At 35.8% G+C, this 14112-nt stretch carries 14 protein-coding genes, 1 pseudogene and 1 riboswitch; of the genes and pseudogenes, 9 read left to right on the top strand and 6 right to left on the bottom strand.

Annotation, left to right across the window (positions count from 1 at the left end):
• The first annotated feature begins 14 nt into the window (after positions 1-14).
• The 5 genes from pxpA (at position 15) to ACSG5Z_RS07595 (ending at position 3925) form a co-directional block, all read left to right on the top strand.
• Entirely contained in the window at positions 15-776 is a 762-nt protein-coding gene (gene pxpA, locus ACSG5Z_RS07615) for a 5-oxoprolinase subunit PxpA (RefSeq protein WP_435711198.1), read from the top strand.
• A gap of 22 nt (positions 777-798) precedes the next feature.
• Entirely contained in the window at positions 799-1494 is a 696-nt protein-coding gene (locus tag ACSG5Z_RS07610; RefSeq protein ID WP_061671924.1) for a DUF969 domain-containing protein, read from the top strand.
• Position 1495: 1 nt separating this feature from the next.
• Positions 1496-2458 (top strand): DUF979 domain-containing protein, encoded by a 963-nt coding sequence (locus ACSG5Z_RS07605; protein ID WP_435711197.1) that lies wholly within the window; start codon positions 1496-1498, stop codon positions 2456-2458.
• A 15-nt stretch (positions 2459-2473) separates the two neighbouring features.
• Complete coding sequence (pcp, locus tag ACSG5Z_RS07600; protein ID WP_097858951.1) at positions 2474-3121, top strand: pyroglutamyl-peptidase I; 648 nt, start codon at positions 2474-2476, stop codon at positions 3119-3121.
• Positions 3122-3196: 75 nt separating this feature from the next.
• Positions 3197-3925 (top strand): NAD-dependent protein deacylase, encoded by a 729-nt coding sequence (locus ACSG5Z_RS07595; protein ID WP_142291769.1) that lies wholly within the window; start codon positions 3197-3199, stop codon positions 3923-3925.
• Between the two features lie 200 nt (positions 3926-4125).
• Here ACSG5Z_RS07595 and ACSG5Z_RS07590 read toward each other — a convergent pair whose 3' ends face one another.
• Positions 4126-4704, bottom strand: coding sequence for a hypothetical protein (locus tag ACSG5Z_RS07590; protein WP_097858952.1), 579 nt, complete (start codon positions 4702-4704; stop codon positions 4126-4128).
• A gap of 281 nt (positions 4705-4985) precedes the next feature.
• Here ACSG5Z_RS07590 and ACSG5Z_RS07585 point away from each other — a divergent pair, with 281 nt between their 5' ends.
• Positions 4986-7139, top strand: coding sequence for a peptidoglycan D,D-transpeptidase FtsI family protein (locus tag ACSG5Z_RS07585; protein WP_435711196.1), 2154 nt, complete (start codon positions 4986-4988; stop codon positions 7137-7139).
• 82 nt (positions 7140-7221) lie between these two features.
• Positions 7222-7743: a signal peptidase I gene (gene lepB / locus ACSG5Z_RS07580; protein WP_000806886.1), complete on the top strand. Its 522-nt coding sequence runs from the start codon at positions 7222-7224 to the stop codon at positions 7741-7743.
• Positions 7744-7921: 178 nt separating this feature from the next.
• On the opposite strand, the gene ACSG5Z_RS07575 is transcribed toward lepB, so the two are convergent.
• Entirely contained in the window at positions 7922-8545 is a 624-nt protein-coding gene (locus ACSG5Z_RS07575; RefSeq protein ID WP_033658741.1) for a CmcI family methyltransferase, read from the bottom strand.
• A 225-nt stretch (positions 8546-8770) separates the two neighbouring features.
• Here ACSG5Z_RS07575 and ACSG5Z_RS07570 point away from each other — a divergent pair.
• Together ACSG5Z_RS07570 and ACSG5Z_RS07565 are read left to right on the top strand one after the other, a co-directional pair.
• Positions 8771-8956 (top strand): annotated as a pseudogene (locus ACSG5Z_RS07570) (hypothetical protein).
• A gap of 150 nt (positions 8957-9106) precedes the next feature.
• Entirely contained in the window at positions 9107-9964 is an 858-nt protein-coding gene (locus ACSG5Z_RS07565; RefSeq protein ID WP_376903893.1) for a PhzF family phenazine biosynthesis protein, read from the top strand.
• 49 nt (positions 9965-10013) lie between these two features.
• Here ACSG5Z_RS07565 and ACSG5Z_RS07560 read toward each other — a convergent pair whose 3' ends face one another.
• The 4 genes from ACSG5Z_RS07560 to ACSG5Z_RS07545 form a co-directional block, all read right to left on the bottom strand.
• Positions 10014-10775 (bottom strand): methyltransferase domain-containing protein, encoded by a 762-nt coding sequence (locus ACSG5Z_RS07560; RefSeq protein ID WP_435711195.1) that lies wholly within the window; start codon positions 10773-10775, stop codon positions 10014-10016.
• A 307-nt stretch (positions 10776-11082) separates the two neighbouring features.
• Positions 11083-11853: a DNA alkylation repair protein gene (locus tag ACSG5Z_RS07555; protein WP_262746459.1), complete on the bottom strand. Its 771-nt coding sequence runs from the start codon at positions 11851-11853 to the stop codon at positions 11083-11085.
• 33 nt (positions 11854-11886) lie between these two features.
• On the bottom strand, positions 11887-12192 hold the full coding sequence (locus ACSG5Z_RS07550; RefSeq protein WP_137014358.1) for an iron-sulfur cluster biosynthesis family protein: 306 nt from the start codon (positions 12190-12192) through the stop codon (positions 11887-11889).
• 113 nt (positions 12193-12305) lie between these two features.
• Positions 12306-13772 carry an amino acid permease gene (locus ACSG5Z_RS07545; RefSeq protein WP_001083377.1) on the bottom strand — a complete coding sequence of 489 codons (1467 nt, stop codon included), beginning with the start codon at positions 13770-13772 and terminating at the stop codon, positions 12306-12308.
• 112 nt (positions 13773-13884) lie between these two features.
• Positions 13885-14077: riboswitch (Lysine riboswitch) on the bottom strand.
• Positions 14078-14112 lie beyond the last annotated feature (35 nt).

Here is a 14112-nt window from a genome sequence, read left to right as displayed (position 1 = left end):
GGAGGGAAAACATCGTGACGACAATCGATTTAAACTGTGATTTAGGAGAAAGTTTTGGAGCTTATAAAATGGGGAATGATGATGAAATTCTTCCGTTTGTTTCCTCTATAAACGTTGCTTGTGGTTTTCATGCGGGTGATCCGACTGTAATGAGGAAAACGGTCGAAAAGGCACTGCAGCATAACGTAGCAATTGGCGCGCATCCTGGTTTTCCTGATTTAATTGGATTTGGAAGAAGAAACATGAATGTTTCAGCAAGTGAAGTATACGATTACGTTTTATATCAAATCGGCGCATTAGATGCTTTTGTGAAAGCGGCAGGCGGGAAAATGCATCATGTAAAACCGCACGGTGCCCTATATAATATGGCGGCGACAAATCCGGAAATTGCAGATGCAATCACGAAGGCAATTTATCATAGTAATCCCAATCTATTACTTTACGGATTAGCAAATAGCGAGGCGTTTATACAGGGTGCGGAAAAATATAATGTAACTCTCGTACAAGAAGCTTTTGCTGATCGTACGTATAAGCAAGATGGAACGTTAACGAGCCGGACAGAAGAAAATGCGCTCATAAAAAATGAAGACGAAGCGATAAAGCAAGTGCTTCAAATGGTGAAAGAAGGCTATGTAAGAGCGGTGAGCGGAGAGAAAGTAGCAGTTCAAGCACAAACAATTTGTTTACATGGTGATGGAGAGAAAGCAGTCCAATTTGCGAAAAAAATATACAGAACATTCGAACTTAATGGTATTTCTATTTGTGCACCGAAATAAAAAATAGGGGGAAGTGCTAGAAATGATTAAATTAATCGGGATACTACTTGTTGCGGTGGGCTTTTTATTTAGATTGAATACACTTTTAGTAGTTATGGTTGCAGGTATTGTTACGGGTATGGTTTCGGGATTAAGCTTTTATGATGTGATCAGCTTGTTCGGTAAGTTTTTCATAGAAAATAGATATATGTCTATGCCAATTATATTAACTTTACCGGTAATCGGAATTTTAGAGCGTTACGGTTTAAAAGAAAGAGCAGAAGCACTTATTACGAAATCAAAAGGCGCAACAACTGGAAGAGTATTAATGTCATATTTTACGATAAGGGAATCATCAGCAGCACTTGGACTGAACATTGGTGGTCATGCACAAACAGTAAGACCGCTTGTTGCACCGATGGCAGAAGGGGCTGCGCAAGGGAAATATGGTAAGCTCCCTGAAAAGTTAAGAGAAAAAATTAAAGCAAATGCAGCAGCGGCGGAAAATACAGCATGGTTTTTCGGAGAGGATATATTTATCGCGACTGGTGCTATTTTATTAATGAAAGGATTCTTCGATTCAGTAGGTATGCATGTCGGTGTATGGGATATGGCGCTTTGGGGCATTCCAACTGCAATATCAGCACTTATCGTAAGCTGGATCAGATTTAGAAGATTTGATAAATATATAGCGAAAACGATGGCATCAAAAGAAAAAGAAGAGAAGGAGGCAATATAAAATGAACATCATCACAATGGATACAATTTATTACGTATTAGGAATAATCGTTGCTTTTATCGCCGTTCGTATTGCATTTGATCGTCAACATCCAAATCGATTTGGTTCTAGCTCATTTTGGGCGCTATTTGCAGTTACCTTTTTATTCGGAAATGTAATCCCTTCGTTTTATGTTGGCTGTATCGTGCTTGCTATGGTCGTATTAGCTTCATTAAATAAAGTAACAAAGTCTCAGGAAAAGGAAGTCCCAGTGCAAGAACGTGTAAAACATGCGGAGAAATTAAAAAATAAAATTTTTATGCCTGCACTTTTAATCCCTATTTTTACAATTATCGGTACGTTAACGTTAGGCAAAATCAAATGGGGAAATGTTTCCCTTGTTGATCCAGATAAAGTAACGCTAGTAGCATTAGCACTAGGAGCATTACTTGCATTCATTGCAGCGATGCGTATTACAAAATCGAAAATAACAACGCCTGTTCAAGAAGGAAGCAGATTATTACAAGCTGTCGGCTGGGCTGTTATTTTACCGCAAATGTTAGCGGCACTTGGCGGTATTTTCGCAAAGTCTGGCGTTGGACAAGTCGTTTCTGATTTAGTCGGACAAGTGTTACCGACAGAGTATCCGTTCGTTGCTGTTATGGCGTATTGTTTAGGAATGATGCTCTTTACAGTCGTAATGGGAAATGCTTTCGCAGCGTTTGCCGTAATTACTGGGGGAATTGGATTACCTTTAATTGTACAAATGCACGGCGGAAATCCAGCAATTATGGCAGCGCTCGGTATGTTTGCTGGATATTGCGGAACGCTACTTACGCCAATGGCAGCAAACTTTAATATTGTTCCGGCGATGCTTTTAGAACTAAAAGATAAAAATGCAGTTATTAAAGCACAAGTACCAATTGCTCTTTCAATCTTTATCATAAATATGTTTATTATGTACGGCCTTGTATATCGTTTCTAATTAGGAGGGAAAACTATGAAAACAGTATTACTAACAGGATTTGATCCGTTCGGCGGAGAAAGCATCAACCCAGCTTGGGAAGTAGCAAAAAGTTTACATGAAAAAACAATTGGAGAGTACAAGATTATTAGCAAACAAGTCCCAACGGTATTTCATAAATCAATAAAAGTATTAAAAGAGTATATAGAAGAACTAAACCCTGAAATGATTATATGTATTGGACAAGCTGGAGGCAGACCAGATATTACGATAGAGCGTATCTCAATTAACGTTGATGATGCAAGAATTGCTGACAATGAAGGGAATCAGCCCGTAGATGTACCAGTTGTAGAAGAAGGACCAGTTGCCTATTGGTCTACACTTCCGATGAAAGCAATTGTAAAAAGACTGCAAGAAGAAGGCATACCAGCTTCCGTTTCACAAACAGCAGGTACATTCGTTTGTAATCATTTATTCTACGGTCTCATGCATGAACTAGAGAAACAGGATAAGAAAATAAAAGGCGGATTTATTCATATTCCGTTCTTACCAGAACAAGCTAGTAACTATCCAGGTCAACCGAGTATGTCACTTTCTACGATTAGTAAAGGGATAGAATTGGCAGTTGAGGTAACGACGACAGTTGAGGTGGATATTGTTGAAATTGGGGGTACGACGCATTAAATAAATCGAATCATACAACACCTCCTGTAAACAACTGGTATAATAAGTATAGGAAAATACATAGAGGTGATTTTTGTGCAACAATTTGAAGAAGTACGTTCAATTTTAGAAAAAGCGAAGAAAATTACAGTGTTAACAGGCGCTGGTGCAAGTACGGAAAGTGGTATCCCCGATTTCCGTTCAGCAAATGGATTGTATGCTGATGCGAATGTGGAGATGTATTTATCAAGAGGATATTATAATAGAAGCCCGAAAGAGTTTTGGAAGCATTATAAAGAAATCTTTCAAATTAATACGTTTCATCAATATAAACCAAATCGTGGCCATCGCTTTTTAGCTGAATTAGAAGAACAAGGGAAAGATATTACGATTTTAACGCAAAATATTGACGGTTTACATCAACTAGGCGGTAGTAAGCATGTCATTGATTTACATGGAACACTTCAAACAGCACATTGTCCGAAGTGTAAAGTGGGCTATGATTTGCAGTATATGATTGATCATGAAGTGCCTCGCTGCGAGAAGTGTAATTTCATTTTAAATCCAGACGTTGTTTTATACGGAGATACATTGCCGCAATATCAAAATGCGATAACACGTTTATATGAAACAGATGTACTTATCGTTATGGGAACGTCGTTAAAAGTACAACCTGTCGCTTCATTCCCACAAATCGCAAAGAGGGAAATAGGGGCAACGACAATTTTAGTAAATGAAGAGTTAACAGGGCAAGAATATAACTTTGATTTTGTTTTTCAAAATAAGATTGGTGAGTTTGTTGAAGGGTTATCTTCAATGAAATAAGTTATCCCACTTTAATGGGCAGTAAGACCCCCACCTCAAAATGCAGCGAAAGCAAAGAAGTTAGGTGGGGGTCGGGCTGCCCATAAAAGTCCGATTGGTTCAACTAATAATCAGTGGGGGATGAAGAAAACCCCCACTGATTAAAGTTTCACTTTATCGAAAAAACTGAGGTATTCACCTCAGTTTTTTTATTTGGGTAATCACTGTTTAAAACATTTTAATAATGTAGCAACCACATCTCTATAACCTATAAAAAAGGTTTTGGTTGGCAAAATAGCAGAATAGGAAGAAATGTTTTCTTTAGCGAATACACAGTCGTCATAAAGTAAGCTAATGTGTAGCTGTTGTAAAGGTTCTATTTCGTTTTGTTTTAAGTATAAAACTAAGTCATTATAAAGTTGCGTACTATACTCACTTACAGAACATTCTAATGAATGCTGACCTACTATGCTAGTCCACCATACTTTAAAACTACATAGTAATTCTTTAAAAGAGTCCTCATTACATAATTGAGTGTCAAAAAGCTTCTCATAAAAGATATGGTTTTCCTCATAAAAAATGTGGAAATCATATTTGTCGTCAGTAATTTGTTTGCGAAGAGTAAGCCATAATTCTTTGAAATTCACTTCAAAGTCATTAGAAAAATTAAATTGTTTTGCTATGTAAGGAAACCGCAAATTTTCTTTATTCTCATGTTGGTTAAGATAAATGTTTTGAATATAAATCATAAAGTTTAAACAATATGACGTATTAGTATGAATTGTGAATGAATCTGTCATTTCATTTTCTCCTTAGTAATGTCTTTTATTGTTAGTATACAGAGAAATGTAAATGAATGGTATGAAAAAAACAATTGTATACACTCATTCTTTCAGAAAAAAATTCATGCTATGACGAATTAAGGGGAATGGTAATAAATAGGACATAAAATTAAAAAACTGAAAATTAAATCTTTTATTTCTTTAGTAATTAATATAAAATTCTATATATATCATATAAATAAATTTGATACATAATGGTTCTATGTAGAAATGTTAATAGAATGAAGCGAGGGAGCGAAATGAGACAGAAAAAGGAGCAGAAGAAACAATCGAAAAAGAAAAAGACTCATATTCCTTTTCGATTAAATGTACTATTTTTTATCGTCTTTCTTTTATTTTCAGCTATTATAATTCAATTAGGTAAAGTACAAATCATTGATGGAGAAACGTATAGAAATGAAGTGAATAAAAAGGAAGATGTAACGGTGAGCACTCCTGTTCCTAGAGGGAAAATGTTTGATCGGCAAGGTCAAGTGATTGTAAATAATAAACCACTACGAACCGTTACATATACGAAAATGAAAGGAGTAGATTCGAAAGAAGTTTTACAAGTAGCAAGAAATTTAGCTCAGCTTATTGAAATGTCGCCAGAAGATATAAATAAGTTGACAGAAACAGATAAAAAAGATTTTTGGATGCAGTTAAATGAAAAGCGAGCAGCAGAAAAAGTAACGAAAGAAGATGAGAGTGCATTTAGGAAGCAAGAGATAGAGGGGAAAGAATTAGATAAAAAAGTTGAAGAGTTGCGCCGTGAAAGAATTACGCAAGAAGAATTAAGCGAACTTTCAAAAGAGGATTTAGAAGTACTAGCAATTAAAAGTAGGATGAATGCGGGATATAAAATGACGCCGCAAATTGTTAAAAAAGATGTAAGTCAAAATGAATATGCAATTGTAAGTGAAAGATTGGCAATTTTGCCAGGAGTGGATACGACAGTGGATTGGGAACGTGAATACCCAAATGATAAAATACTTCGTTCCATACTTGGTAGCGTTTCTACTGAAAATGAGGGCTTGCCGAGAGAACAGTTAGATTATTATTTAGTACGTGATTATAACCGAAATGATCGCATTGGTAAGAGTTACATCGAGAAACAGTACGAAGATGCATTACATGGAACGAAAGAACAGTCTAAAAATATTACGGATAAAGCAGGAAATATTATTCGAACTGAAAAAGTGACCGAAGGAAAAAGCGGAAATAATTTAATGTTAACAGTAGATATGGAGTTACAGAAAAAAGTAGAGCAAAGTCTTGAAAAGAATTTACGAGCATTTCATTCTGCAGAGCCGATGATGGATCGTGCGTTCGTTGTAATGATGAACCCGAAAAACGGCCAAATTTTATCAATGGCAGGAAAGAAAATTGTAAATAAAGATGGCGGCATGCAAATAGAAGACTTCGCTTTAGGAACGATGACAAGTTCTTATGAGTTAGGGTCAACTGTGAAAGGGGCTACGTTATTAGCCGGATATCAAACTGAAACAATTAAGCCGTATACGCATTTCTTTGATGCACCAATGTATTTTAAAGGTAGTACTAAGCCAAAGAAATCGTGGAAAGATTTTGGTGATATTGATGATTTAAGAGCTTTACAAGTTTCATCAAACGTTTATATGTTTAATACAGCATTAAAAATGGCAGGTATTAATTATGTGCCAAACAATCCGTTAGATATTAAAAAAGAGACATTTAATAAAATGCGCTACTACTTTAGACAGTTTGGCTTAGGGGTACCGACTGGAATTGACTTACCGAATGAATCGATTGGACAAATGGGTAGAACAGATAATATACCTGGTTTTTTACTTGATTACGCGATTGGACAGTATGATACATATACGCCGCTTCAACTTGCTCAATATATGTCAACAATTGCAAACGGCGGTTACCGAATGAAACCACAAATTGTACAAGAAGTGAGAGAGCAACCACATAGACCAGAGGATGTTGGAAAAGTTGTTCGGTCTATTGAACCAGTTATTTTAAATCGAGTGGATATGGACACTTCATACATTAATCATGTAAAAGAAGGATTTAGAAGAGTTTTTCAAGAAACTGACGGAACAGGTACGGCAACGTTTAAAGGATTACCATATAAACCAGCTGGAAAAACAGGAACAGCTGAAACTGTATACGGTGGAGAAAGTGATATTGGGAGAGATGAAAACAATAACCGAAAAAAATGTTATAATTTAACTCTTGCCGGTTATGCACCATATGATGCTGATCCGGAAGTAGCTTTTTCAGTTGTTGTACCTTGGGTGAATGATGACAAATCAGGAATTAATTCCGCGATTGGTAAAGAGATTTTGGATGCGTATTTTGAATTGAAAACGAAAAGAGCGGGTGGAAATCCAGTCCCAGTAGAACAGCCGAACAAGACCCAGTAAAAATAGTATCACTGCATGGAGACATATTGTGCAGTGATATATTTTTTGAGTTAAAAAGCGTTTAAATAAGGTGGGAATGGATATGAAACAGGAGATTAAAAGAGGCTGGGGGAAATACATACTCTTCGTGTTTGTTTTGGTAGTAGCCTATCATTCTTTTACTTTATGTAAAGTGGAAGGGAAATCGATGCAACCGACTTTATATGAAGAAGACTACGTATTTGTAAATAAAGCAGCAGTACATTTTTCAAATTTAGAGCACGGAGAAATTGTCATTATAAAGGAAGAGGATGAGTCGAAATATTATGTAAAACGAGTAATAGGACTTCCTGGTGACGTAATTAACATAACGAATGGATCAGTATATGTGAATGATAAAAAGCAAGAAGAACCGTATACAAATAAAGATTTATTTAATAATACGCAAGTGTTTTATAACTTTCAAAAGACAAAAATCCCGCCAAATAAATTATTTGTAATGGGAGATAACCGTGAACTTAGTAGAGATAGTCGAAATGGCTTAGGATATATTGAAGAAGATAATATAATAGGCAAAGTGGAATTTGTATATTATCCTTTTTCAAAAATGAAGATTATAGAATAAGTGGGGTTATACACAACCCCACTTATTAAAGTTTCACTTTACCCCGCATTAACGGGCAGTAAGCCCCCACCTCAAAATTCAGCTGTACAAAGGAGTTAGGTGGGAGATCAAATGCCCGTAAAAGCCCGATTGGTTCAACTAATAATAAGTGGGGATGAACCCCCACTTATTATTAGTTTCACTTTATCTTCTTTAAAAAACCTTTTGGATTAAATGATATGAAAAACTTATGTTTAGATTCATCAATTATGAAGTTGTTGTTTTTAGCTAAAAACTCTTCTACAGCTTCCATTGGGCCAGGACCCCAATCGGGAGAAACAGGATTTCCATTAATAGATGTATCCTCTACAATAATATAACTACCAGTAGTAACGATAGATTTATAAAGTAAAAGTTCTTTTGATACATGCTCTTTACTATGATCAGAATCTAAAATAACTAAAATCACATCATCAGGTTTGCGCATATTTAATATAGTTTGAACAGCATGTACAGAAACAGAAGAAGCTGTTACATACGTAATTCGGTCATGGGATGGACGATTTGGTTGAGGGAATATATCAATAGTAACAACGTGACCCTTTCCAATTAAATCTAATATAGAAGCTAAATACAATGCGCTACCACCATAACAAGTGCCACATTCAATAATTAAATCGGGTTTTAATTCGTAAATAATTTCTTGATACAAAAAAAGATCAGAGGGAAGTTTGAAAATGGGGACCCCGAGCCAGTGTGTATCATGTAACCAAACGTTGCTGTCGTAATAAAGTTTTAGAAATTCATTGCTTATAGTATCGATGTTAATTCTCCTTTCTAACAAGGATTCTTTCGCTTTACGTAAAGTGCTTACGTATGAAAGTTGTACTATATATTATGTGATAAGGAATTGTAAGGCGAGTGTTTTTACTTAAAAATAAGCTAAATAACTCATGTGTAAAGGGAAGGAAATGGACGTATGTATAAGTACACAATTTGCTTCATTAGAAAAGGAAATGAAAATGATGTGAAGGAGATAACTTAAATTATGGCATTCAAAAGCGAGGAAGAACTGAATAAAGCTTTCTAGGCAGCTAAAGCGAGCCTAGAAATAGAATGTATGACCATTACAAAAGAAATGGAAAAAGTTATAAAAGAAAAGTTAGCCGGAAAGATAACGCACGAGCAACTTATTACATTAGCTGATGCGATTGGGAGAAGCGAACTTACTTAACGAACTAGAGGCCGCAACAAACTATTTTGGGAGAGTTCAGATACTAAAAAAATAGTTTGTCTCTTGCTTTATAGAAAATTTATCCAACAATATATATACGTAGTACGTTCTATGCTACAATTTACTATAAGTGAGGAAGGAAGGTGTCTTATGAAAATATCTGTTTATGTTGCAAGTGCATTTAGCAAGGATCATAAAGGTGGAAATAAAGCAGGAGTGGTATTTATGGAGAATACATTGACCACTACTCAAAAAATGGCAATAGCCAAACAACTGGGCTATGCGGAAACCGCATTTATATCAGAATCTGAAATTGCGGATTATAAAATTGAGTATTTTACACCAAAAGAGGAAGTTGATTTATGTGGTCATGCCACAATTGGCTCTTTCACGATACTGATGCATGTAAATAAACTTTTCAAGAATCGCTATACGATTGAAACGAACAGCGGTGTTCTTACTATTACCATAAAAGATGACATCATATTCATGGAACAAAACGAACCGATATTCTATGATGTTATATCTCCAAATGAGTTTATCGACTGCTTTGACATTAAAGATATAGACAATACATACCCAATTCAAATTGTCTCCACGGGCTTAAAAGATATTTTAATTCCTATAAAAAGCGAAACACAATTACATACAATGCAACCTAATTTTGAAAAAATTAAAGAAATCAGCAAGTATTATAATGTTGTCGGGATGCATCTATATACTTTTAATGACAATCGAATTATATGCAGAAACTTTGCTCCGCTATACGACATCAATGAAGAAGCAGCGACTGGAACTTCAAACAGTGCATTAGCTTGCTACCTTTATGAACAGCGCTACTTACAAAAAGAAGTCTATGTATTTGAACAAGGTTATTCTTTACACTCGCCTTCCGAAATATTAGTTAAGTTAGCAACCGATAGTGAGAATAAAATAGAAAAAGTTTATGTTGGTGGCAAAGGCTATTACTGTGAAACGAAGTGTTTAAATATAGAAAATATTGAGTGAAAATAAAAAAAGAGATGGTGGATCCATCTCTTTTTCATATGCTCCATGATTAACTGCGAATCGCCTTAATCATAAAACGATGTTGCTTCACATCAAAATAACCTTTTTGTAAGATGATTTCATGTATACGATATAATTCCTCATAGTAACCTTCGACAGTAAAATCAGGAATTTGCCACGGAATCGCTTTTAAATAATAGACGATAGCGCCAATGTCATAAAAGCGTTGAAAAGGGAACTCTTCTTTTTCCTCTAAAATAGTAAATCCATTTTCCTTTAACTCAATGCATGCCGCTTCGAGCGACCAACTTGCAAATTCGCTATTTAGCGGCGTGTTAAACTGCTCATTCAGTTCCGCGCAATCAAGGTCGCCAACTTGTTGGGTAAGAAATGTTCCATTTGTAGAAAGTATTCTTTTTACTTCAGAAGCAGCATATGATTCATGTTGATTTATGATTAAATCAAACTGACTATCTTGAAATGGTAAAGCAGTATCATCCGTTACCTCTATAATTGTAACCCCTAAAGGTTCTAATTTCTTCCGAGCAATCGGCACGTTTGGAGCATAGCCCTCAGTCGCAAAAATAGTTGATGGGAACGGTTGTAACATAGATAAAAACTCTCCACCGCCAGTGCCCATATCTACCATTGATTCTGCATGCTGCATAAGTTGGAAAGCTGTACTGCCATATGACCACGATAAAGGCTCGCTCTTCATTCGACCCGTTTCTGAAATAAAAGAAAAATCCCAACCGCTAAAATTTGTATTAGCACTTTCTAATAAAGTTAAAAATAATAAATCACGTTTCATAATTGTATCCTCCTATTTTGTAAGTAAATGATATGATGAGAAAAGAAAAAAGGAGGACCTCTTATTAAAGGGGAACGGTTTTACGTTTCGTGTTCAAATAGATTCATATACATTCGCTCCTTGTTAGAGTGGTTATTTATATATTCGGGATAACCGAGTGGAATTCCTTTGAAGTTATTAGGGAAGGTAGTTGTTTAAACGAAATAAGCCAAAAATGTTTCAAAATATTTTAAGACAAGGGTAATGTTTGAAAGAGAAAACCGCTTATACTTCAAAAATGAAGTATAAGCGGTTTTGTATAAAGTACTTAAAAAGAAAAATCTTTTGGCAAATTACCACTTTTTATCACCGTTCTTAACCCATGTTTTATAATCCAAGGATTAACCGGATGCTGTTTATCACGTAACTGCTGCAACCATTGAAAAACGAGTTCTTTATCTTCTTTTGTAATATCGTTAATATGATTGGCTACTGATTTTTGGACATATTTAGAAGAATCATTCATTAATGGTTCAAGAAGCTGTAAATTGTTCTTAAAGTCACCTTTCAGAGCTCCTATTTTTTTAGCCCAAGGAAGTCTGGGCCTTGTACCTTCGGAAACCAATCTCCTAATGTGGCTGTTTTCGTCATGAATCCACTGTTGTAATATGTGTAGTGTCTCTTCATGGTATGTTTCGAGAAAAGGCCGAATGGCATATTCAGCAGTATTCCTTTTTGTTATTTCATACATGGCGTTACATGAGGTTTCAAAATCGTTAAGCCCATATTTTTCAACGTATTTTGCAATAGGCATGTACATATATCCGTTTGTAAATGTGCCTACTTCTGTTGTGTTTTCTGGCCCCAATGTTTTCAGTAAAATATGTATTGCTGCATTAAAATCTTTTTGTAATGCATCGTGTAATTCATCTGCTATTACTTCTATACGTTGCTTTAACTCTAAATTTTCAACTTTACATGTTACGGAAGATACGAAGTTTCTTTTAGAGAAATTAGGGTCGTGTTTACAGATAGAATCAGCCATTATTTCTGTTAATTCTTCATTAAATAAAAATTTTAACGGAACATAATTACCCATTTTTTCACCTCATTTGTCAGCTGAAAACAATTCTTATTTTTTAATCGACAATCCATAAACTAAAGTCTCACTCGGAGTCGTAATACTAAAACCTGTCGTTTTATAATCAAGTGTCACCGTATCACCAGTGTAGTCTTTCGTAAATGAATCCATTTGTACGATAAACTCAGCATCTTCATATACAACATCATCTGCATCATATGTATCCCAAATTAAATCAACATCAACGAAAATACTGCAAGAGTTTGTCATTGTTCCTCTAATGCGAATGATTTTTTTGTCTTCACGTTCTAATCTATGTATAGCTGCTTTTGTTTCATCAGTAATGCGAATGTTCATGGTATCCCAACCTTTATGTATATTTCCTTTATTATTGCAAAAACAGGAGGAATAGGGAAGGGAGAAGCATTGGAATAAAAAACGAGCAAACATATTTGTTTGCTCGTTTCACTTTATTTCAATTCACATTTATCAAGTGGAATCACTTTTGTTTTCTTCGTAAATTTATATCCTAACCATAGTACTAAGAAGAGTGGTAAACCGATGTAAGAAACGAGTACACCGTTCCAATCGATTGCTTCGCCCATGAATGCACCGTAGTTTTGTCCTAAAATTACGATGACACAAAGTGCAAATGCGAAGATTGGACCGAACGGGAACCATTTTGCTCTATATGGTAAGTCTTTTAAATCTTTACCTTGAGCAATATATGCTTTACGGAAACGGTAATGACTAATTGCAATTCCGACCCATGCGATAAAGCCAGACATTCCAGATGCATTTAATAACCAAATGTATACAACACCGTCACCGAATAAGGAAGCAATGAACGCGATACTACCAACAATTGACGTTACGATTAATGCGTTAACAGGTACACCGCGGCTATCTAATTTACCAAGAAACTTCGGTGCTTTTCCTTGGCGAGCTAAGTCCCAAAGCATACGAGTTGATGCGTACATACCAGAGTTACCAGCAGACAGTACTGCCGTTAAAATAACAGCGTTCATAACAGAAGCAGCAAAAGCAACGCCAGCTTTTTCAAAAATAAGTGTAAATGGACTTACTGTAACATCACTTGCGGCAAGGCTTTCAGTTGTATAAGGAATTAATAAACCGATAACGAGAATCGCAAGGATATAGAATAAAAGAATACGCCAAAAGATAGAACGAATTGCTTTTGGAATGTTACGCTCTGGATCAGCAGTTTCACCAGCAGCAACTCCTAATAATTCAGTTCCTTGGAAGGAGAACCCAGCAGCCATAAATACACCGATAATTGCCATAATGCCGCCATTAAATGGTGCATCTGCAACAGTGAAGTTTTTAAAGCCAACAGATTCGCCGCCCATAATTCCGAAAATCATCATGAAGCCGACAATTAAAAAGATAATAATAGTAACTACTTTAATAAGTGCGAACCAATATTCAGATTCACCAAACCCTTTAACAGATAAATAGTTTAAAAGGAAAATAATAGCTAAACATAATCCACTCCAAATAAGAGAAGGGGTATCTGGGAACCAAAATTTCATAATTAATGTTACAGCAGCGAGTTCAGCAGCAATTGTAATGGCCCAGTTATACCAATAGTTCCATCCAAGTGCAAAGCCAAGGGACGGATCAACAAATTTTGTTGCATAAGTACTAAAAGATCCAGTAACAGGCATGTAAGCTGCGAGTTCAGCTAAGCTTGTCATTAAAAAGTAAACCATAATCCCAATTGCGGCGTATGCAATTAATGCGCCACCAGGTCCAGCTGAATGGATGACACCACCGCTGGCAAGAAATAGTCCGGTACCGATTGTACCACCGAGAGAAATCATCGTAAGGTGACGAGATTTTAATCCGCGTTTTAATTCACCTTGTCCTTGTGTAGTTTGCGTTTTAGAGGTAGCTTGATTCGTTGCGCTATTCATGTTCAACACTCCTTTTCTTGTAAGATAGGAAGGAACGGGGGAGAAAAATACAAAAAACCGCCAAAGGAATTTGGCGGAACGTTTCACAAATAACCACCCCATCATACCCTTCCGTTAAGATAGCACCCCACGTTTACACGGTAATTTTGTAAACGTGACAGTTCTGTTCCTTTCGGAGACAGACCCAGCTCATAATTCCAGAGAAGAAATATAAACTTCGGCAACTTTTCCTTTCAAACGGAGTCGGTGACATTCTCTGTGTCTCGTCCGTTTTACTCATAAAAGTCGCAACCTCTACCTCATCGGATTGATGAGGATTTGATATATTGCTAAGATTTTT

The organism is Bacillus pretiosus (genome assembly GCF_051294775.1).
GTDB lineage: Bacteria > Bacillota > Bacilli > Bacillales > Bacillaceae_G > Bacillus_A > Bacillus_A wiedmannii.
This window is presented reverse-complemented; position numbering and strand designations above follow the sequence as displayed.

Excerpts from the sequence above, each read along its gene's own strand:
- ACSG5Z_RS07610 (WP_061671924.1), top strand. The coding sequence starts at position 799 with ATGATTAAATTAATCGGGATACTACTTGTTGCGGTGGGCTTTTTATTT.
- ACSG5Z_RS07605 (WP_435711197.1), top strand. The coding sequence starts at position 1,496 with ATGAACATCATCACAATGGATACAATTTATTACGTATTAGGAATAATC.
- pcp (WP_097858951.1), top strand. The coding sequence starts at position 2,474 with ATGAAAACAGTATTACTAACAGGATTTGATCCGTTCGGCGGAGAAAGC.
- ACSG5Z_RS07590 (WP_097858952.1), bottom strand. The coding sequence starts at position 4,704 with ATGACAGATTCATTCACAATTCATACTAATACGTCATATTGTTTAAAC.
- ACSG5Z_RS07585 (WP_435711196.1), top strand. The coding sequence starts at position 4,986 with ATGAGACAGAAAAAGGAGCAGAAGAAACAATCGAAAAAGAAAAAGACT.
- lepB (WP_000806886.1), top strand. The coding sequence starts at position 7,222 with ATGAAACAGGAGATTAAAAGAGGCTGGGGGAAATACATACTCTTCGTG.
- ACSG5Z_RS07565 (WP_376903893.1), top strand. The coding sequence starts at position 9,107 with ATGAAAATATCTGTTTATGTTGCAAGTGCATTTAGCAAGGATCATAAA.
- ACSG5Z_RS07560 (WP_435711195.1), bottom strand. The coding sequence starts at position 10,775 with ATGAAACGTGATTTATTATTTTTAACTTTATTAGAAAGTGCTAATACA.
- ACSG5Z_RS07555 (WP_262746459.1), bottom strand. The coding sequence starts at position 11,853 with ATGGGTAATTATGTTCCGTTAAAATTTTTATTTAATGAAGAATTAACA.
- ACSG5Z_RS07550 (WP_137014358.1), bottom strand. The coding sequence starts at position 12,192 with ATGAACATTCGCATTACTGATGAAACAAAAGCAGCTATACATAGATTA.
- ACSG5Z_RS07545 (WP_001083377.1), bottom strand. The coding sequence starts at position 13,772 with ATGAATAGCGCAACGAATCAAGCTACCTCTAAAACGCAAACTACACAA.